This is a genomic window from Pseudomonas sp. GT1P32, assembly GCF_054897805.1.
The window spans coordinates 5702070-5721465 of the sequence record NZ_CM142704.1 but is presented as its reverse complement, the minus strand read 5'-3'; the positions used below and the strand labels follow the sequence as shown (position 1 = coordinate 5721465).

Here is a 19396-nt window from a genome sequence, read left to right as displayed (position 1 = left end):
AGCGGGGAATCAGCCTTCGATAACAGCGAGAATCTCGTTCTCAGCCATTACCAGCAGGTCTTCGCCGTCGACTTTCACGGTGTTGCTGCCGGAGTACGGGCCGAACACAACCTTGTCACCCACTTTCACGGCCAGCGCACGCACTTCACCGTTGTCCAGCACGCGGCCGGTACCTACAGCGAGCACTTCGCCGCTGTTGGCTTTTTCAGCAGCCGAACCTGGCAGGACGATACCGCCAGCGGTTTTCTTTTCTTCTTCGCTGCGACGGATGACGACGCGGTCATGCAGAGGACGAAGCTTCATTGTCGATCTCTCCTAATTGTGGTTTTCATCGGCCGGTGTAATCCCGGCGGGTTTAACAAATCCGGCGGTGCCGGGTGCGTCTCGACGAGCGTGACGCGGAAGTCTGTCTGGCGTGATTGCCAGAAACCTTGCGGTGACCGTTACATAAGGGCGCATAAGCTTATTACAAGGGCGGGGATCGAAATTTTTTACGTTGATGCCCCGAAAACGAACACGGCACCCGAAGGTGCCGTGCAGGTGAAACGATTTACTTGGAATCGCGGTGTTCGAACTCACCTTCGATCACGTTCGGCTCTCGGCCCAACGGCTCGCGCGGGGCAGGACCGCCACGCGGCTGCAGATCATCGGCGAACGCGCGCTGACGGATCGCCGCCTCTTCGGCGCGCTGGCGCATTTTATTGGCCAGCAGTCGACGCGAGATCGGCAGCAGCATGATCAGGCCCAGCACGTCGGTGACGAAGCCCGGCAGAATCAACAGACCACCGGCCAGGGCCAGCATCAGGCCTTCGAGCATGGTCTGGGCTGGCAGTTCGCCGCGGTTCAGACTTTCACGCGCACGCAGCGCAGTTGCCAGGCCGGCGATACGCAGCACGAACACGCCGAGCATCGAGCCGAGAATGACCAGCAGCAGCGCCGGGAAAAACCCGATCGCACCGCTGACCTTGACGAATACGAACAGCTCCAACACCGGAAACAGTACAAAGAGCAATAAAAAAGGGCGCATCAAATGGTTCCTCAACGCAAGAATGCCTTGCCAGTCTTCCCTAGATGACGTCGCCCTTTCGTGAATTCAAGCACCGGCCACTTCATTTTTCGGCCAATGTTCGGCGTGAGCCAGGAAAACCAAGGCCTCCCGAACTTGTGTCGGCGTATTACATGGGGCTTGAAACGGTAGCCAGTACAGCGCCTGACCAATGCGCAGGTGCATGCCTTCAGTGTCGATCCCGGCCAGTTGCGCCGGCTCGGTTTTCGGCAGCCCCGCCAGTTCGACGTAGTGGGCGATGGCTTTGGCGTGATCGGCGTTCATGTGCTCGACCATGCTCACTTCGGCCTTGCCGGCGAACGGATTGGCCAACGTCAGTTGATCGACCCAATGAATCGCGCCGAAGCCGCCGATGTAACGGTGACGCACGGGTTTGAGCACCCAGAAATCGAAATCGTGGGCCTTGTGATAATTCTGCGAATCCGGGAAGTAGCGGTAGTAGCGCTCGGCGGCCGCTTCAATTGCAGCCGCGTCCTCGAGTTTTTCTGCTTCGGCGAGGTAAGTCAGGCGGCCGACTGCTTGCACGTCTTCGGCCCCGCGCTCACCGACGAACAGCGAACACTTCGGGTCTTTCTGCAGGTTGTGGGTGTGCTGGGCGATGCGGCTGATCAGGATCAGCGGCCGGCCCTGCTCGTCCAGACAGTAAGGAACCACGGAGCCAAACGGGAAACCGGGCATCGCCTTGGAGTGCGTCGACAGCACTCCGCGGTATTCCTTGAGAAGCAATTCTCGGGCATTCTTGGCCGCTTCTACGCTCAATTTATGACTCCTTAAATAGAATCCGTCAAAAAAACGGACAGGCGACTGGTGAAAGTTCCAGTCCGCCATCGGGGCAGTTCTCATGTGCAACCAGGCCACATCAGGTGCAGATCGAGAGGCTCTCTAGAAGGAAGACCACTCCAACCTGCAACTGGGGCATGCGAATGCAACTCACTGACAAAGTAATCATTATCACCGGCGGTTGCCAGGGTTTAGGCCGTTCGATGGCCGAGTATTTCGCCGGCAAAGGCGCGAAGCTTGCGCTGGTTGACCTGAACCAGGAAAAGCTCGATGACGCCGTTGCCGCGTGCAAGGCCAAGGGTGTCGAGGCCCGCGCCTACCTGTGCAACGTCGCGAATGAAGAGCAAGTGACGCACATGGTCGCTCAGGTGGCCGAAGATTTCGGCGCGATCCATGGCTTGATCAACAACGCCGGGATCCTGCGTGACGGGCTGCTGTTGAAGGTCAAGGACGGCGAGATGACCAAGATGAGCCTGGCACAATGGCAGGCGGTCATCGACGTCAACCTGACCGGCGTGTTCCTGTGCACCCGCGAAGTCGCGGCGAAAATGGTCGAACTGAAGAATAGCGGCGCGATCATCAACATCTCGTCGATCTCCCGCGCCGGCAACGTCGGCCAGACCAACTACTCGGCGGCCAAGGCCGGGGTTGCGGCGGCGACCGTCACTTGGGCAAAGGAATTGGCGCGTTACGGCATTCGCGTGGCGGGCATTGCACCGGGCTTTATCGAGACCGAGATGACGCTGGGCATGAAGCCTGAAGCGCTGGAAAAAATGACGTCCGGGATTCCGCTCAAGCGCATGGGCAAACCGGAAGAGATCGCCCATTCGGCGGCGTACATTTTCGAGAACGACTATTACACCGGCCGGATTCTGGAAATGGATGGCGGGTTGCGGATCTGACCAACACCGCAAAACAAATGTGGGAGCGAGCCTGCTCGCGATGGCGGATCAACATTCAACAGATGCGTTGACTGGTACACCGTTATCGCGAGCAAGCTCGCTCCCACAATTGGATCGCGTTTAATCGTCGCTGATGGTGATGTTCGGCATCGCCGGGGTCGCCGCTTCCTGCAACACGATCCGTGCGCCGACATGGCGGGCGAGTTCCTGATACACCAGCGCAATCGGGCTGTCCGGCTCGGCGATCACCGTTGGCTTGCCGCCATCGGCCTGCTCGCGAATGGCCATCGCCAGCGGCAACGACGCCAGCAGTTCGACACCATATTGATTGGCCAGCTTCACACCACCGCCCTCACCGAACAAATGCTCGGCATGCCCGCAGTTCGAGCAGATGTGCACCGCCATGTTTTCCACCACGCCCAGCACCGGGATGTTGACCTTGCGGAACATCTCCACGCCTTTGCGCGCGTCCAGCAACGCCAGGTCTTGCGGGGTGGTGACGATGACGGCGCCCGCTACCGGGACTTTCTGCGCCAGGGTCAGCTGGATGTCACCGGTGCCGGGCGGCATGTCGATGACCAGGTAATCCAGATCGCCCCAGGCGGTTTGTGTCACCAGTTGCAACAGTGCGCCAGAGACCATCGGCCCGCGCCAGACCATCGGCGTGTTGTCGTCGGTCAAAAACGCCATGGACATCACTTCGACGCCATGGGACTCAATCGGCACGAACCACTTCTGATCCTTGACCTTTGGTCGGGTGCCTTCGGGAATGCCAAACATGATGCCCTGGCTCGGACCGTAAATGTCCGCATCCAGAATCCCCACCTTCGCGCCTTCGCGGGCCAGGGCCAACGCGAGGTTGGCGGCGGTGGTGGACTTGCCCACGCCGCCCTTGCCGGACGCCACGGCCACGACATTCTTGACGTTGGCCAGGCCCGGGATTTGTGCCTGAGCCTTGTGCGCAGCGATCACACTGGTGATATCAACGCGGGCGCTGGTGACGCCGTCAAGGCCTTCGATGGCCATTTGCAGCATCTGCGCCCAGCCACTTTTGAACAGGCCGGCGGCGTAACCCAACTCCAGCTCGACGCTGACGCGATCACCCTGGATGTCGATGTTGCGCACACACCCGGCGCTGACCGGGTCCTGGTTCAGGTAAGGGTCGGTGTATTGGCGAAGGACGGCTTCCACCGCTGCGCGATTGACGGCGCTCATGGGCAACTCCGATAGCAAGACTGGAAAATCAGGCGGGTATCGTACCTGTTCTGATCGTTTGGCGGCATGCCGAAAAGTTCTGTAGGAGCCGGCTTGCCGGCGATAGCTGACTTGAGGACGCCATCGCCGGCAAGCCGGGCTCCTACAGGAACGCGGCGCATCGCATGAATCCACGTCAGTCATCCAATGAAACAGGCGCACGGGGTGAAAAATATGCGCCGGCGCTTTATAGTGGCCGACCTCCGTTTCATCAAGTAGCCGAGCCCCATGTCCGAGCCACGCAAGATCCTCGTCACCAGCGCCCTGCCCTATGCCAATGGTTCGATCCATCTTGGCCACATGCTGGAATACATCCAGACCGATATGTGGGTGCGCTTCCAGAAGCACCGCGGCAACCAATGCATTTATGTCTGCGCCGACGACGCCCACGGTTCGGCCATCATGCTGCGCGCGGAAAAGGAAGGCATCACCCCGGAACAACTGATCGCCAACGTCCAGGCTGAACACAGCGCCGACTTTGCCGAGTTCCTGGTGGACTTCGACAACTTCCACTCCACTCACGCTGAAGAAAACCGTGAGCTGTCGAGCCAGATCTACCTGAAGCTGCGCGACGCCGGGCACATCGCCACGCGCTCGATCACGCAGTATTTCGACCCGGAAAAGAAAATGTTCCTGGCCGACCGCTTCATCAAGGGCACCTGCCCGAAATGCGGCACCGAAGACCAGTACGGCGACAACTGCGAGAAATGCGGCGCGACCTACGCACCGACTGACTTGAAGGATCCGAAGTCGGCCATCTCTGGCGCCACCCCGGTGCTCAAGGATTCCCAGCACTTCTTCTTCAAACTGCCGGACTTCCAGGAAATGCTGCAAACCTGGACCCGCAGCGGCACTTTGCAAGACGCCGTCGCGAACAAGATCGCCGAATGGCTGGATGCCGGCCTGCAACAGTGGGACATCTCCCGCGATGCGCCGTACTTCGGTTTCGAAATCCCAGGCGAGCCGGGCAAGTACTTCTACGTCTGGCTGGACGCGCCGATCGGCTACATGGCCAGCTTCAAGAACCTGTGCAACCGCACGCCGGAGCTGGATTTCGATGCGTTCTGGGGCAAGGATTCCACCGCCGAGCTGTACCACTTCATCGGCAAGGACATCGTCAACTTCCACGCGCTGTTCTGGCCTGCAATGCTCGAAGGCGCCGGCTTCCGCAAGCCGACCGGCATCAACGTGCACGGCTACCTGACCGTCAACGGCCAGAAAATGTCCAAGTCCCGTGGCACCTTCATCAAGGCCCGGACCTACCTGGATCACCTGTCGCCGGAATACCTGCGTTATTACTACGCGGCCAAGCTGGGACGTGGTGTCGACGACCTCGACCTGAACCTCGAAGACTTCGTGCAGAAGGTCAACTCCGACCTCGTCGGCAAAGTCGTCAACATCGCCAGCCGCTGCGCCGGTTTCATCCACAAAGGCAACGCCGGTGTGCTGGTGGCCGGTAACGCCGCACCGGAACTGACCGAAGCTTTCCTCGCCGCAGCGCCAAGCATTGCCGAAGCCTACGAGGCTCGCGACTTTGCCCGTGCCATGCGCGAAATCATGGGCCTGGCCGACCGCGCCAACGCCTGGATCGCCGACAAGGCACCGTGGTCGCTGAACAAACAGGAAGGCAAGCACGACGAAGTCCAGGCGATCTGCGCGCTGGGCATCAACCTGTTCCGCCAACTGGTGATCTTCCTCAAACCGGTGCTGCCACTGCTGGCCGCCGACGCCGAGGCGTTCCTCAACGTCGCGCCGCTGACCTGGAACGATCACGCGACCTTGCTCAGCAACCATCAGTTGAACGAGTTCAAGCCGCTGATGACCCGCATCGACCCGGTGAAAGTGCAAGCCATGACCGACGCTTCGAAAGAAGACCTGACCGCCAGCCAGACCGACACCGGCGACGCGGCACCGGCCGGCAACGGCGAACTGGCGAAGGATCCGCTGTCGCCAGAGATCGAATTCGATGCGTTTGCCGCCGTCGACCTGCGCGTTGCGTTGATCGTCAAGGCCGAAGCCGTGGAAGGCGCCGACAAGCTGCTGCGCCTGACCCTCGACATCGGGGACGAGCAACGCAACGTGTTCTCCGGGATCAAGAGCGCTTACCCGGATCCGTCCAAGCTCGATGGTCGCCTGACCATGATGATCGCCAACCTCAAGCCACGGAAAATGAAGTTCGGCATCTCCGAAGGCATGGTGATGGCAGCCGGTCCTGGCGGTGAAGAAATCTACCTGCTCAGCCCCGACAGCGGTGCCAAGCCAGGTCAGCGTATCAAGTAAGATCCTGCGGTAAACCGATCCCACAGTCGTGCCCGGCGCGACTGTGGGATTTTCATGTCTGGCCCCCCCTCCTTCCTTGCCGGATAATGCCTAACCTTGTTAGCAAGGCTTCTTTCTTCCGGCACGATCATGACCGAGATGCTTCTTACGCTTATCAGCGCTGCCCTGATCAACAACGTCGTGTTGCACTGGCCGCTGGGCGTCGATCCGCTGCTGGGCTCCGAGCGCCGTCAGGTGCATGCGCTGGGCATTGCGACGACGTGCCTGACGCTGATCGTCGGAATGCTCGGCTACGCGCTCTACCACTGGCTACTGGCGCCGCTTGAGCTGACTTCGCTGCGTTTGTTCGCGTTTCTGCCGCTGAGCGTGTTGTTGATCACACCGCTGCTGAAGCTGCTGCCGAAAGTGTTTTCGACGCTTTCGTTCAAAGGGCTCTGGCCGCTGCTGCTCGGCAATGCCGGCGTGCTCGGTCTGGCGCTGATCAACGCCCAGGAAAACCACGGATTTTTCCACGCCACAGCCCTGAGCCTCGGCGCCGGGCTGGGGTTCTGGCTGGTGCTGAGTCTGTTCAGCGACTTGCGCCAGCGCACCCTCGATAACGATGTTCCCCTGCCCTTTCGCGGCCTGCCGATCGACCTGATCGGCGCCGGACTGATCGCAGTGGCTTTTCTCGGTTTCAGCGGACTGATCAAAACATGAGTCTGATTCAACGCATCGACGCCCTCTTGCCGCAGACCCAGTGCGGCAAATGTGGTCATCCCGGATGCAAGCCGTACGCAGAAGGCATCGCCAGCGGCGAGCCGATCAACAAGTGCCCGCCCGGCGGCAGCGAAACCATTGCAGCCCTGGCTCAATTGCTGAAAGTGCCGGTGCTGGAGCTGGACGTCAGTCGCGGTTCGGCCCCGGCGCAAATCGCCTACATCCGCGAAGCCGAGTGCATCGGTTGCACCAAGTGCATTCAGGCCTGCCCGGTAGACGCCATCGTCGGCGCAGCGAAATTGATGCACACGGTGATCATCGACGAATGCACCGGTTGCGACCTTTGCGTGGCTCCTTGCCCGGTGGACTGCATCGAAATGCGGCCGTTGCCGCTGGCCACGGTGTTGCCGATTGTCGGTGGCCTGGCGATCAGCCCTGAAGAGCAACAGGCGCGTACCGCCAAACGCAATCACGCCCGGCGTCGCTTTGAACAGCGCAACGCCCGCTTGCACCGCGAAGAAGAACAGAAACTCGCCGAGCGTCAGGCCCGGGCACATCGCGCCGCGCAACAGCAGCACAGTGAAGTGACAACGCTAGACCCGGTTCAAGCCGCACTGGAGAGAGTTCGTGCGCAGAAAGCGGCCAATGCCGACGCGGCGTTGAAAAAAGCCAAAATAGATCTGGCGATGAGCCGCGCGCAACTGAACAAATCGCTCAAGGCGTTCGGCCATCCGCCGACCTTCGAACAGCAGTCGCAACTGATCGTCCTGCAACAGCAATTCGACGCCGCCGAACACGCCTTGGCGCAGTTGGAAAACAGCGCACCACCCGCCGCTGCGCCTGCGGCGCCAGTGAAGGACGCGGAGCTGAAACGGGCGAAAATACAGTTGGCCATGCGCCGCGCCGAACTCAAGAAAGCGCAAACCAATGACGCGCCGGCCGAGCAGATCGAAGCGCTGGAGCGTGCACTCGGCGACGCTGAAAAAGCCCTGCACGCGGCAGAAACTGCAAGCGAGCAGCCTTTACCTGACCTGACGCGTATCGAAAAACGCCCCATCGACAGCCAGCTTCGACAGCTGAAAACCGAATTGGCTTACGCTCGGGCTGATGTCAGCAAACTCGAACGTCGCACCGACACACCCGCTGAGTTATTGGACAAGGCGCGCGCCCGCCTGCAAGAAGCCGAGCACCAGGTGGATGCCTATGTCGCCCCTTGAATCGGTCGACGAGCGCCTTCAGCAGGCCATGAAGCTGGTGTTGCTGGCCACCGTGCCGGGAATGCTGGTGCTGTTCTGGCTGTATGGCTGGGGCGTGTTGATCAATTTGATGCTGGCCGGCGTTACCGCGCTGGCCACTGAAGCGGCCGTGTTGTGGCTGCGCAAACGCCAGCTCAAACCGACCTTGAGCGATGGCAGCGCGCTGGTCAGCGCGACGCTGCTGGCCCTGGCCTTGCCGCCGTATTGCCCATGGTGGCTGACGGTCTGCGCCGCAGCATTCGCGCTGCTCGGAAAACAGTTGTATGGCGGCGTGGGGAAAAACCCGTTCAACCCGGCGATGCTTGGTTTCGCTTTGGTGCTGGTGACCTTTCCCCAACCAATGACTCACTGGCCTTCGTCCCACGGCATGGACCTGCTCGGTGGTCTGCAGCAAGTGTTCGGTTTCAGCCTCAGCCAGACGCCGGATGCGTGGGTCCAGGCCACGGCGCTGGACAGCTTGCGAATCAACAAAAGCCTGACCATGGACGAACTCTTCGCCGGCAATCCGGCGTTCGGCCACTTCGGCGCGCGCGGCGTGGAATGGGTCAACCTGGCGTTTCTGGCGGGCGGTTTGTTTCTGCTGCAACGGCGGGTGTTCAGCTGGCACGCGCCGGTGGGTATGCTCGCCAGCCTGTTCGTCATCAGCCTGCTGTGCTGGAACGGCTCGGGCTCCGACTCCCATGGCTCCCCCTTGTTTCATCTGCTCACGGGCGCGAGCATGCTGGGCGCATTTTTTATCGTCACGGAGCCGGTGTCCGGCGCAAAAAACCCAAGCGCCCGACTGCTGTTCGGTGCGGGCGTGGGATTGCTGACTTACCTGATTCGAACCTGGGGCGGCTATCCGGACGGCGTTGCGTTTGCAGTGTTGTTGATGAATCTTTGCGTGCCGGCGCTGGAGCGGTTTGTCGCGTCCAGGCGGGAGCCGATTTCGCCATGAGCCGAACATCGAGCGTTGTGATTCTGCTGTTGCTGGCAGGCCTGGGGATTGGCGCGACTTACCTTGTGCAGTACAGCAGCGCGCCACGTATCGCAGCCGAACAGCGACGGATCGACAGCCGCAACCTGCTGGATCTGCTGCCTTCCGACAGTTACGACAATCAACCGTTGGAGCAGCCGCTGCACCTCGGCAACACGGCATTGACCAACAGCACCTTGCTGGGCGGCTACCTCGCAACCAAGGCCGGTCAACCCGTTGCGGTCTTGCTGCGCAGCCAGACGATCGGGTATGCGGGCGCCATAGACTTGCTGATCGCCATTGACGCGAACGGCAAGTTGCTGGGGGTCAAGACCCTGAAACAATCGGAAACCCCGGGGTTGGGTGCGCGTATCGCCGACTGGCCCAATACCTGGCTTCAGGCGTTCACTGGCAAATCCTTGAATGAACCCGCCGACAGCGGTTGGGCGTTGAAAAAAGATCAGGGTCAATTTGATCAAATCGCTGGCGCGACCATTACCTCTAGAGCGGTGATCAATGCGATCCACGATGCTCTGCGCTACTTCGATGAACGCTCGCGTCAGTTGATCGGGAGCAGCCTGCATGAATAAGTCCGCGAATTTACAGAACTCGCTGATGCTCGCGCCTCTGATTGGCGCCACTGACTCGTTAGTGACCGCACTGGGTGTGTGGCTGATGTTCATCGTGGTGATCAGTGCGTTTGGAGCAAGCATGGCCGCCTTGCGATCCCGACTGATCCCGGCATCACGCTTGCTGGCCGGCATCCTGCTGGCGGCCACGCTGACCAGCTGCGCGGAACTCGCTGCGCAGGTCTGGTCACTTCAATGGCACCAGCATTCGGGATTTTATGCAGCACTGATCGCTTTGCAGTGCGTCGTGTTGGAACACAGCGGTTTTTTCCAGAGTGCATGGCGTGAACGCCTGCGCCTGTGTGTCCTGTTCGGCGCGCTGATGGTCGGCCTGGGCCTGCTGCGCGAACTCCTCGGCGACGCAGGCTTGCGCCTGGCCACGTTGGCACCTGGCGGATTCATTCTGCTGGGACTGCTGATCGCCGCCTGGCAAGCCTGGACCCGCCCGACTCCCTCACATTGATCGCTTTCGAGGAAACGCACTGCCCATGAATGCCGCAAAACGTCTGGAAATTTTCCGCAGGCTGCATGAAGACAACCCGGAGCCGAAGACCGAACTGGCTTACTCCTCGCCATTCGAATTGCTGATCTCGGTGATTCTCTCGGCACAATCGACCGATGTCGGCGTCAATAAAGCCACCGCCAAACTCTACCCGGTGGCCAATACGCCGCAGGCGATTTACGCGCTGGGCGTGGAAGGTCTGTCCGAGTACATCAAGACCATCGGCCTGTTCAACAGCAAGGCAAAAAACGTGATCGAAACCTGCCGCTTGCTGGTGGAACGCCATGGCGGGGAAGTGCCGCAGACCCGTGAAGAGCTGGAAGCGTTGCCCGGTGTCGGCCGCAAGACGGCCAACGTTGTGCTCAATACTGCTTTCCGCCAATTGACCATGGCCGTGGATACGCATATTTTCCGGGTCAGCAATCGTACCGGCATCGCTCCCGGCAAGAATGTAGTCGAGGTCGAGAAAAAACTGATGAAGTTCGTGCCGAAGGAATATCTGCTCGATTCCCATCACTGGCTGATTCTTCATGGGCGTTACGTTTGCCTGGCTCGCAAGCCGCGCTGCGGCAGTTGCCGGATAGAAGACCTGTGCGAATACAAGCACAAGACTTCGGACGATTGAGGCGCTATTAGGTTTTTTGATTTATCGATTGAAAAAATCTTTTTTACCCGCGAGGCGATTATCGATATAAGGAGCGCCAAAGGCAGTCTTAGCCTGGAGTTAACCTTATGAGCACTGGCAAAGAGCAATTGGACGTAGAAGACGACTTCACACCCGTTGAGGCCGATGACGCGGAACCGGTGGTTGAAGTGGCAAAGACCAACCTGAGCAAACGCCGCACCATCGACAATCTGCTGGAGGAGCGCCGACTGCAAAAGCAATTGGCCGATTACGATTTTGACCTATGACACCTGAAAGCCTCCCGAAACGGAGGCTTTTTACTAGGTGCGAAACCTTGAAAACGCCCACTCTTTACGCCCCTTCAAGCACTGGCGCAGTCATACCAACCCATTGCGTTGAGCCAGTTCGATCAGGTCAACCAGGGACCGCGCATTGAGTTTCAACAACAGCCGCGTCTTGTAAGTACTGACGGTTTTATTGCTGAGAAACATTCCATCGGCAATTTCCTTGTTGGTCTTGCCGCGAGCCAACTGTTGCAAGACCATCATCTCCCGCCCCGAAAGACGATCCACCATATCGGCTTCACTGGCATTCCCCAGACTGGAGCGCACGGTATGCAAGGCTTGATTGGGAAAGTAACTGTAGCCCGACAATACAGCCTTTATTGCACTGAGCAACTCAGTGAGATCCTGTTGTTTGCAAACATATCCTGCAGCACCGGATTGCATGCAACGCATCGAAAAATGCCCGGGAGCCTGTGAAGTCAATATCAGTACTTTCATTGGCATCGCTGCCGATGCCAGACGTGCAATGACTTCCAGCCCATCCAGTTTGGGTATTCCAATATCCAGGATGACAATATCCGGCATATGTTCACGAGCTAGTTGCAATGCATCCACGCCATTATCTGTTTCTGCAATGACTTCGTAGCCATGACGCTCCATCAGCATACGTACCGCAAGACGAATGACGGGGTGATCATCCACGATCAGCACTTTATTCATGGGCAAGTCCAATTTTCGCTGTTCGAATTTTTAGAGCCCGCACAATAGCCTAGTCGTTTCACCCATGGCATGCCGCTCCCCCCGGCCACCTACACCGAGAGACATTCCCTACAAACAACGCGGAATAATCTTACAAAAAATCTTGAAACACAGCGCACCAGAAACTTTATCTGTCTCATGATATTTCAGTATTCAACAGTTTTTTGTTTCGATTTACAACCAGCGCACCACACAACAACAGTTGACCAAGATGATCCGACACACGCCAACGATTAGTCTACCCTTGTAGGGTAATTGATATTTCCCGGCCGCCCCTTACACCAGAAATATCAAACACAAAACCTTACACCAAAAGTCAATTAACAATAAATGAATAGCAAAACAGATATATCCGAACTATAAATCCACCGCTACCATATCAACTCAACACCTTAACAACCACCCACTAACATAATGAGAAAAGACGAACTAATATGAGTAAAAAATATGATAAAACTCAAACAACGAATCACCAACCCCATGACAGTCATCGCGATATTCGCAACACTGTCTGAAACATCAGCCGCCATCTCTCTGCCCTTCCTCGATGACGAAGACAAAGAGATCTACATCTGGTTTTTGATCAGCTTTCCCTTTTATTTGCTTTTTCTTTTCTTCGCCACCCTTAACTTCAATTATCGATCGCTTTACGCGCCTTCCGATTTTGAAAAGGGAAAGCATTTCATAAAGGTGATGGACAACGCAGAGCGCCCAGGTAACGCGCAAGGTCCGCCCGACGAGATCGGCTTACAGCCAAGTCTCTCGGTTCAGTACCCTATTCGGCTGCCCGAGTCACTCAAGGACCTGCATATCATTGATGCACGGTGGATGAACAAAAAAAATGAGTTCCGTGCCCTTCTGGAAAAGCTTCGCCAGCCCAAGGGGAATCCGGCACACGTTGTCGTGTTTCTCGTTGTTGGCGAATCGGAGACGTTACTGAAAGAAAGCGCACTCAAGTTTTGCCGAAACGCAAAAAAACGCAGCAGCGCAACGTTCTGTATTGCCTACAATTTGAGTTCACGTGATGTGACTGTCATTGATCAATATTGCCGGGCTGACACACAGCAGGCAGTCGCTCTTTAAGATCAATGGGAGAGGACAGGAAGGTATTTAAAACAACAAGAATGTTGAATCGCAATGTCAGATAGAAAATCCCTGTTTTCAAATGTGTGGCCTTGTCCTGGACAAGGCCACACATTCCATCAGCGTGTCAAAGATCTCAGAACAGCTTGCGACCTTTGTTTGCCGCGATACGCATGCGCAGCGCGTTGAGCTTGATGAAGCCCGCCGCGTCGGCCTGGTTGTAAGCGCCGCCATCTTCCTCGAAGGTCGCGATGTTGGCATCGAACAACGATTCGTCGGACTTGCGACCAGTGACGATCACGTTGCCCTTGTACAGCTTCAGGCGCACGACGCCGTTCACGTGAGCCTGGGACGCATCGATCATCTGTTGCAGCATCAGACGCTCAGGGCTCCACCAGTAACCGGTGTAGATCAGGCTGGCGTATTTAGGCATCAGCTCGTCTTTGAGGTGAGCCACTTCGCGATCCAGCGTGATCGATTCGATCGCACGGTGGGCGCGCAGCATGATGGTGCCGCCAGGGGTCTCGTAGCAGCCACGGGACTTCATGCCCACGTAACGGTTCTCGACGATGTCGAGACGGCCGATACCGTGTTCGCCACCGATACGGTTCAGGGTCGCCAGCACGGTGGCCGGAGTCATTTCGACGCCGTCCAGTGCAACGATGTCGCCGTTACGGTAAGTCAGTTCGAGGTATTGCGCCTTGTCAGGAGCCTTCTCCGGGGAGACGGTCCATTTCCACATGTCTTCTTCGTGCTCGGTCCAGGTGTCTTCCAGCACGCCGCCTTCATAGGAGATGTGCAGCAGGTTGGCATCCATCGAGTACGGGGATTTTTTCTTGCCATGACGCTCGATCGGGATCGCGTGCTTTTCAGCGTAATCCATCAGCTTTTCACGGGAGAGCAGGTCCCATTCGCGCCACGGAGCGATCACTTTCACACCTGGCTTCAAGGCATAAGCGCCCAGTTCGAAACGAACCTGGTCGTTACCCTTGCCGGTGGCACCGTGGGAAATGGCGTCAGCGCCGGTTTCGTTGGCGATTTCGATCAGGCGTTTGGCGATCAACGGACGAGCGATGGAAGTACCCAGCAGGTACTCGCCTTCGTAAACGGTGTTGGCGCGGAACATCGGGAATACGAAGTCACGCACGAATTCTTCGCGCAGATCGTCGATGTAGATTTCTTTTACGCCCATGGCCTGAGCCTTGGCGCGAGCCGGCTCGACCTCTTCGCCCTGACCCAGGTCAGCGGTAAAGGTCACCACTTCACAGTTATAAGTATCCTGCAGCCACTTGAGGATCACCGAAGTGTCCAGGCCGCCGGAATACGCCAGAACGACCTTGTTTACGTCCGCCATGCCATCACTCCACGGGGTTCTACGGAAAGCCGTCAAGTCTACCGGTCATGCAGGATAATTTACAGAGGCGCGACAGCTTATGACGACGAAGCGACAGATTATGTCGAGCGGGCGACGATGACAGCCGGTTCAGGATGTCTTCGCGGGGCTCGCCGATGCGGTTGTCTGAGGCGCCGGTTGCTCGGTGGGTGCGACCCGCGCCAAGTGCACATTGACCCGACGGTTCTTCGCCCGATTGGCGGCATTGGTGTTGGGTGCCAATGGATAACGCTCGCCGTGAAAACGCACGGTGATCTGCGATTCCTGAAAACCGTTGGCCTTGAAGAACTCCATGACCGCCAAGGCCCGACGCCGCGACAGGTCACGATTGGCCAGGCGATTGCCGCTGTTGTCGGAGTGGCCGTCGAGTTCGATGTGATTGACCGTCGGATCGGCCTTCATGAACTCCAGCATGACCTGCAACTGAGCCTTGGCTTGCGCGTCGAGATCCAGGCCGTCGCCGGGAAAGCCGATCTGCGTTTGTTTGACTTGCTCGAAATTCTTCGGCAGCAGCTTCGCCACACAGCCTTGATAATCGTTAAACGCCTTGCTGAACTTGACCGGCAACAACCGCACTTCCGACACCCGGCCATCGCCCGAATAATGTCGAACGACCGGGCTGCGCCCATCCATCAAGCCACTGATCAGGCGCCCGGCCTGAACTTGCGAGCTGTTGAACAGCACATTGCCGCTGCCAATCTGCACGGAGCCCAGATTGATGTCGCCCCGTCCCGGCTGCCAGGGCGCTGCGGCTGCCAGCAGGGTCGCCGAGCCGCCGCCGACCATCGAGTTATAGGCTTTCAGACGAAACGTCGCCTGCTCGCCGGCGCGGCGCACGAACTCACCCGAACCGAAATCGGTGATCGGTTGAGTCAGGCGGCACTCGAACTTGTCCCCTTCGACCGTCCACTCGATGCTCTCCAGACGGGTCTGGAAAGTGAGCGCCATCGCGGGAAGGCTGGCAAACACGCTGAGCAAGGCTAAATAACGCTGGCGCACGGGAGGCTCCACTGGCTTCTACAACAAAAAGACCGACACACACATGTTTACGGCATACCTGTTGGATATCGGAAGCTTCCTGCAAAACTTGATAGCGAGTGCCTGAGAGAGTCTTTTCCGGTAGCATTCCCTTCAGTTTGACCCGCCTGGAATCCCCTCATGTCCGACCGCCTGACCCTGCTGCGTCCCGACGACTGGCATATTCATCTTCGCGATGGTGCCGTGTTGACCAATACCGTTGCGGATGTCGCGCGCACCTTTGGTCGCGCCATCATCATGCCCAACCTGGTACCTCCGGTGCGCAACGCCGCTGAAGCCGACGGCTATCGCCAGCGGATTCTCGCTGCACGTCCGGCCGGCAGCCGTTTCGAACCGTTGATGGTCCTTTACCTGACCGACCGCACCCAGCCCGAAGAAATTCGCGAGGCCAAGGCCAGCGGTTTCATTCATGCCGCCAAGTTGTACCCGGCCGGCGCGACCACCAACTCGGACTCTGGCGTCACCAGCATCGACAAGATCTTCCCTGCACTTGAGGCCATGGCCGAAGTCGGGATGCCTTTGTTGGTGCACGGTGAAGTCACCCGTGGCGATGTCGACGTGTTCGACCGCGAAAAAATCTTCATCGATGAGCACATGCGTCGAGTGGTCGAGCGTTTCCCGACGCTCAAAGTGGTGTTCGAACACATCACCACCGCGGACGCCGTGCAGTTCGTCAACGAGGCTTCGGCCAACGTTGGCGCGACCATCACCGCGCATCACCTCTTGTACAACCGCAACCACATGCTGGTGGGCGGGATTCGGCCGCACTTCTATTGCCTGCCGATCCTCAAGCGCAATACGCATCAGGAAGCCCTGCTCGACGCCGCCACCAGCGGCAGCGAAAAGTTCTTCCTCGGCACCGACTCGGCGCCTCACGCCCAGCATGCCAAAGAAGCCGCGTGCGGCTGTGCCGGTTGCTACACCGCTTATGCGGCGATCGAGATGTACGCCGAAGCGTTCGAACAACGTAACGCACTGGACAAGCTCGAAGCCTTCGCCAGCCTCAACGGCCCGCGCTTCTATGGCCTGCCGGTGAACACCGATCGCATTACTCTGGTCCGCGACGAGTGGACCGCCCCAACCAGCCTGCCATTTGGCGAGCTGACCGTTATCCCGCTGCGCGCCGGTGAAAAACTGCGCTGGCGCCTGCTGGAGGAACACGCGTGAGTGAAGACCATTACGACGACGAACAGGACGGTCAAGGCGGCGGAGGTGGTCCACGCCACCCGATGGCAGCTCGATTCCGTGGATACCTGCCAGTCGTTGTCGACGTTGAAACCGGTGGTTTCAACTCTGCCACTGACGCTTTGCTGGAAATAGCCGCTACCACGATCGCCATGGACGAGAAGGGTTTTGTATACCCTGACCACACCTACTTCTTCCGCGTCGAGCCTTTTGAAGGCGCCAACATCGAAGCGGCCGCGCTGGAGTTCACCGGGATCAAACTCGATCACCCGCTGCGCATGGCGGTGAGTGAAGAAGCGGCGCTGACAGACATCTTCCGCGGCATCCGCAAGGCGTTGAAAGCCAACGGCTGCAAGCGGGCGATTCTGGTCGGGCACAACAGCAGCTTCGATCTGGGCTTCCTGAACGCGGCGGTTGCGCGTCTGGACATGAAGCGCAATCCGTTTCATCCGTTCTCCAGCTTCGACACGGCCACCCTGGCCGGTCTGGCGTACGGTCAGACGGTGCTGGCGAAAGCCTGTCAGGCCGCCGATATCGACTTCGATGGTCGCGAGGCTCACTCGGCTCGCTACGACACCGAGAAGACGGCTGAGCTGTTCTGCGGCATCGTCAATCGCTGGAAACAGATGGGCGGCTGGGAAGACTACAACGACTGATCGGCTTTTCGTAGGAGCCGGCTTGCTGGCGATTCAGCCACCGCGGTCTGTCTGATTACCGAGGTGCCTGGATCGCCAGCAAGCCGGCTCCTACAGGAATCACCGTTTCTCCACCCATAAAAAAACCGGCCTCAACGGCCGGTTTTTTTGTGCCTCGAATGCGCCTTACAGGGCAGCAGCATTCTCGGTCAGGTAAGCCGCGACGCCTTCGGTCGAAGCGGTCATGCCTTTGTCGCCTTTTTTCCAGTTGGCCGGGCAAACTTCGCCGTGCTCTTCGTGGAATTGCAGAGCGTCGACCAGACGGATCAGCTCTTCGATGTTACGGCCCAGTGGCAGGTCGTTGATGATCTGCGAACGGACAACGCCTTTGTCGTCGATCAGGAACGCGCCACGGAAAGCCACGCCGCCTTCGGATTCAACGTCGTAGGCCTTGGCGATTTCGTGCTTCAGGTCGGCTGCCATGGTGTAGCGAACTTCGCCGATGCCACCATTGTTGACCGGGGTGTTGCGCCACGCGTTGTGGGTGAAGTGCGAGTCGATCGAAACAGCGATCACTTCAACGTTGCGGGACTTGAAGTCGGACATGCGGTTGTCCAGAGCGATCAGCTCGGATGGGCAAACGAAGGTGAAGTCCAACGGGTAGAAGAACACCAGGCCGTATTTGCCTTTGATGGCCGACGACAGGGTGAAGCTGTCGACGATTTCGCCATTGCCGAGTACGGCCGGTACGGTGAAGTCAGGGGCTTGCTTGCCTACGAGTACGCTCATTGAATATCTCCTGGTGTAAAAACGTGAAGTTCCGGGTTTGCGCCAGCCTGCCACCCTCAGGCGACAGCCCTGTGACACCCACCCGCTTCATAAGGACCGGCCATCATACACTGCGTTTTTGAGCTGTCCTCAACGGATTTTCACCGACAGGCTAAATTCCCGGCGACACGCTTACTGGCAGATTGCCCGAAGAAAACCGTTCGTCAGTCACCCTCGCTTATAACGCAAAGCTTTCAGAAACCACTTTGACAATCATTCTCGTTAACATTAAGATCCATCGCAATTGAGTCATAACCAGCGACGGTTTCAGTTATGTATGTCTGCCTCTGCACTGGCGTCACCGACGGACAAATCCGCGAAGCAATCTATGAAGGTTGCTGCAGCTACAAGGAAGTCCGCCAAGCTACCGGCGTAGCAAGCCAATGCGGCAAATGCGCCTGCCTTGCCAAGGAAGTGGTGCGTGAAACCCTGACCAAATTGCAAACAGCCCAGGCTGCGATTCCTTTCCCTGTAGAATTTACTGCCGCGTAAATACCCTATTCCAAAGAACCGGACTTCATGTCCGGTTTTTTTATGCCTGAAAATCAATTGGTTACGCCCTAGACGCGGAACACAAACATTCTTATTCCGATTAATTTTCACTTAAGTTTCAATAACTTAGGTTTGACACTCTTAGTTGTGCGGCTCAAACTCTACTTTATAGACGGCTAATACAGGGCAGGACCCCATCATGAAAGGCGACATTACAGTCATCCAGCATCTCAACAAGATCCTTGCCAATGAGCTGGTCGCGATCAATCAATATTTTCTGCATGCGCGCATGTATGAAGATTGGGGTCTGAACAAGCTCGGCAAGCACGAATACCACGAGTCCATCGACGAGATGAAACACGCGGACAAGCTGATCAAGCGCATCCTGTTCCTGGAAGGCCTGCCTAACGTGCAGGACCTGGGCAAGCTGCAGATCGGCGAGCACACTCAGGAAATGCTTGAGTGCGACCTGCGCATCGAACGCACCGGCCATGCAGACCTGAAAGTCGCGATCGCTCATTGCGAAACCGTTGGCGACTACGGTAGCCGTGAACTGCTCGAAGATATTCTTGAATCCGAAGAAGAACATATCGACTGGCTGGAAACCCAACTGGGCCTGATCGACAAAATCGGTCTTGAGAACTATCTGCAATCGCAGATGGGCGACGACGAGTAAGTTAGCGCCCGTTAAACTCAAGACAATAAAAAGCCCCGCTCTCTTTTAAGAGGCGGGGCTTTTTTATGCCTGCTC

At 57.9% G+C, this 19396-nt stretch carries 22 protein-coding genes; 14 read left to right on the top strand and 8 right to left on the bottom strand.

What is annotated here, in order from left to right; translation table 11 throughout:
- Nucleotides 1-9 precede the first annotated feature (9 nt).
- The 3 genes from ACYZUC_RS26245 to ACYZUC_RS26235 all read right to left on the bottom strand — a co-directional run bounded on the left by ACYZUC_RS26245 (nucleotide 10) and on the right by ACYZUC_RS26235 (nucleotide 1825).
- Complete coding sequence (locus ACYZUC_RS26245) at nucleotides 10-303, bottom strand: co-chaperone GroES (protein ID WP_008032125.1); 294 nt, start codon at nucleotides 301-303, stop codon at nucleotides 10-12.
- Nucleotides 304-550: 247 nt separating this feature from the next.
- Complete coding sequence (locus ACYZUC_RS26240) at nucleotides 551-1027, bottom strand: FxsA family protein (protein WP_008032127.1); 477 nt, start codon at nucleotides 1025-1027, stop codon at nucleotides 551-553.
- 66 nt (nucleotides 1028-1093) lie between these two features.
- Nucleotides 1094-1825 carry a HugZ family pyridoxamine 5'-phosphate oxidase gene (locus ACYZUC_RS26235; RefSeq protein ID WP_223415697.1) on the bottom strand — a complete coding sequence of 244 codons (732 nt, stop codon included), beginning with the start codon at nucleotides 1823-1825 and terminating at the stop codon, nucleotides 1094-1096.
- A gap of 164 nt (nucleotides 1826-1989) precedes the next feature.
- Here ACYZUC_RS26235 and ACYZUC_RS26230 point away from each other — a divergent pair, with 164 nt between their 5' ends.
- Complete coding sequence (locus tag ACYZUC_RS26230) at nucleotides 1990-2748, top strand: SDR family oxidoreductase (RefSeq protein ID WP_150709817.1); 759 nt, start codon at nucleotides 1990-1992, stop codon at nucleotides 2746-2748.
- 120 nt (nucleotides 2749-2868) lie between these two features.
- Here ACYZUC_RS26230 and apbC read toward each other — a convergent pair whose 3' ends face one another.
- Nucleotides 2869-3963 carry an iron-sulfur cluster carrier protein ApbC gene (gene apbC, locus ACYZUC_RS26225; protein ID WP_461991340.1) on the bottom strand — a complete coding sequence of 365 codons (1095 nt, stop codon included), beginning with the start codon at nucleotides 3961-3963 and terminating at the stop codon, nucleotides 2869-2871.
- A gap of 267 nt (nucleotides 3964-4230) precedes the next feature.
- On the opposite strand from apbC, the gene metG reads away from it, so the two are divergent.
- The 8 genes from metG to ACYZUC_RS26185 all read left to right on the top strand — a co-directional run bounded on the left by metG (nucleotide 4231) and on the right by ACYZUC_RS26185 (nucleotide 11235).
- The gene (gene metG / locus ACYZUC_RS26220) at nucleotides 4231-6282 is read left to right on the top strand and encodes a methionine--tRNA ligase (protein ID WP_008036458.1); all 2052 of its coding nucleotides are present in this window, start codon (nucleotides 4231-4233) and stop codon (nucleotides 6280-6282) included.
- A gap of 129 nt (nucleotides 6283-6411) precedes the next feature.
- Entirely contained in the window at nucleotides 6412-6981 is a 570-nt protein-coding gene (locus ACYZUC_RS26215) for an electron transport complex protein RnfA (protein ID WP_461991338.1), read from the top strand.
- Entirely contained in the window at nucleotides 6978-8198 is a 1221-nt protein-coding gene (gene rsxB / locus ACYZUC_RS26210) for an electron transport complex subunit RsxB (RefSeq protein WP_461991336.1), read from the top strand. The genes ACYZUC_RS26215 and rsxB overlap by 4 nt, the downstream gene beginning before the upstream one ends.
- Nucleotides 8185-9174 carry an RnfABCDGE type electron transport complex subunit D gene (locus tag ACYZUC_RS26205; protein ID WP_461991335.1) on the top strand — a complete coding sequence of 330 codons (990 nt, stop codon included), beginning with the start codon at nucleotides 8185-8187 and terminating at the stop codon, nucleotides 9172-9174. The genes rsxB and ACYZUC_RS26205 overlap by 14 nt, the downstream gene beginning before the upstream one ends.
- Entirely contained in the window at nucleotides 9171-9782 is a 612-nt protein-coding gene (locus ACYZUC_RS26200; protein WP_461991333.1) for an RnfABCDGE type electron transport complex subunit G, read from the top strand. The genes ACYZUC_RS26205 and ACYZUC_RS26200 overlap by 4 nt, the downstream gene beginning before the upstream one ends.
- Nucleotides 9775-10284: an Rnf-Nqr domain containing protein gene (locus ACYZUC_RS26195; protein WP_461991331.1), complete on the top strand. Its 510-nt coding sequence runs from the start codon at nucleotides 9775-9777 to the stop codon at nucleotides 10282-10284. Before ACYZUC_RS26200 ends, ACYZUC_RS26195 begins: the two co-directional genes overlap by 8 nt.
- A 25-nt stretch (nucleotides 10285-10309) precedes the next feature.
- Entirely contained in the window at nucleotides 10310-10948 is a 639-nt protein-coding gene (gene nth / locus ACYZUC_RS26190; protein ID WP_008032146.1) for an endonuclease III, read from the top strand.
- A 107-nt stretch (nucleotides 10949-11055) separates the two neighbouring features.
- Nucleotides 11056-11235, top strand: a complete 180-nt coding sequence (locus tag ACYZUC_RS26185; RefSeq protein WP_007898493.1) for a PA3496 family putative envelope integrity protein — start codon at nucleotides 11056-11058, stop codon at nucleotides 11233-11235.
- Nucleotides 11236-11325: 90 nt separating this feature from the next.
- Here ACYZUC_RS26185 and ACYZUC_RS26180 read toward each other — a convergent pair whose 3' ends face one another.
- A complete protein-coding gene (locus ACYZUC_RS26180) occupies nucleotides 11326-11952 on the bottom strand; it encodes a response regulator transcription factor (protein ID WP_008032148.1) in 627 nt (208 codons plus the stop codon).
- Between the two features lie 486 nt (nucleotides 11953-12438).
- On the opposite strand from ACYZUC_RS26180, the gene ACYZUC_RS26175 reads away from it, so the two are divergent.
- Nucleotides 12439-13074: a hypothetical protein gene (locus ACYZUC_RS26175; RefSeq protein WP_461991329.1), complete on the top strand. Its 636-nt coding sequence runs from the start codon at nucleotides 12439-12441 to the stop codon at nucleotides 13072-13074.
- Nucleotides 13075-13210: 136 nt separating this feature from the next.
- Here the strand turns inward: ACYZUC_RS26175 and ACYZUC_RS26170 are convergent, their stop codons facing one another.
- Together ACYZUC_RS26170 and ACYZUC_RS26165 are read right to left on the bottom strand one after the other, a co-directional pair.
- Nucleotides 13211-14428: an argininosuccinate synthase gene (locus ACYZUC_RS26170; protein ID WP_008032151.1), complete on the bottom strand. Its 1218-nt coding sequence runs from the start codon at nucleotides 14426-14428 to the stop codon at nucleotides 13211-13213.
- A gap of 129 nt (nucleotides 14429-14557) precedes the next feature.
- Entirely contained in the window at nucleotides 14558-15466 is a 909-nt protein-coding gene (locus ACYZUC_RS26165) for a flagellar protein MotY (protein WP_461991327.1), read from the bottom strand.
- A 159-nt stretch (nucleotides 15467-15625) separates the two neighbouring features.
- On the opposite strand from ACYZUC_RS26165, the gene pyrC reads away from it, so the two are divergent.
- Entirely contained in the window at nucleotides 15626-16672 is a 1047-nt protein-coding gene (gene pyrC, locus ACYZUC_RS26160; protein ID WP_008036439.1) for a dihydroorotase, read from the top strand.
- Complete coding sequence (gene rnt, locus ACYZUC_RS26155) at nucleotides 16669-17346, top strand: ribonuclease T (protein WP_008036438.1); 678 nt, start codon at nucleotides 16669-16671, stop codon at nucleotides 17344-17346. Before pyrC ends, rnt begins: the two co-directional genes overlap by 4 nt.
- A gap of 165 nt (nucleotides 17347-17511) precedes the next feature.
- Here the strand turns inward: rnt and ACYZUC_RS26150 are convergent, their stop codons facing one another.
- Nucleotides 17512-18114, bottom strand: a complete 603-nt coding sequence (locus tag ACYZUC_RS26150; protein WP_461984067.1) for a peroxiredoxin C — start codon at nucleotides 18112-18114, stop codon at nucleotides 17512-17514.
- Nucleotides 18115-18426: 312 nt separating this feature from the next.
- Here ACYZUC_RS26150 and ACYZUC_RS26145 point away from each other — a divergent pair, with 312 nt between their 5' ends.
- Both ACYZUC_RS26145 and bfr read left to right on the top strand, forming a co-directional pair.
- A complete protein-coding gene (locus ACYZUC_RS26145) occupies nucleotides 18427-18645 on the top strand; it encodes a bacterioferritin-associated ferredoxin (RefSeq protein WP_008032160.1) in 219 nt (72 codons plus the stop codon).
- A gap of 199 nt (nucleotides 18646-18844) precedes the next feature.
- Complete coding sequence (gene bfr / locus ACYZUC_RS26140) at nucleotides 18845-19321, top strand: bacterioferritin (RefSeq protein ID WP_008032161.1); 477 nt, start codon at nucleotides 18845-18847, stop codon at nucleotides 19319-19321.
- The last annotated feature ends 75 nt before the right edge of the window (nucleotides 19322-19396 follow it).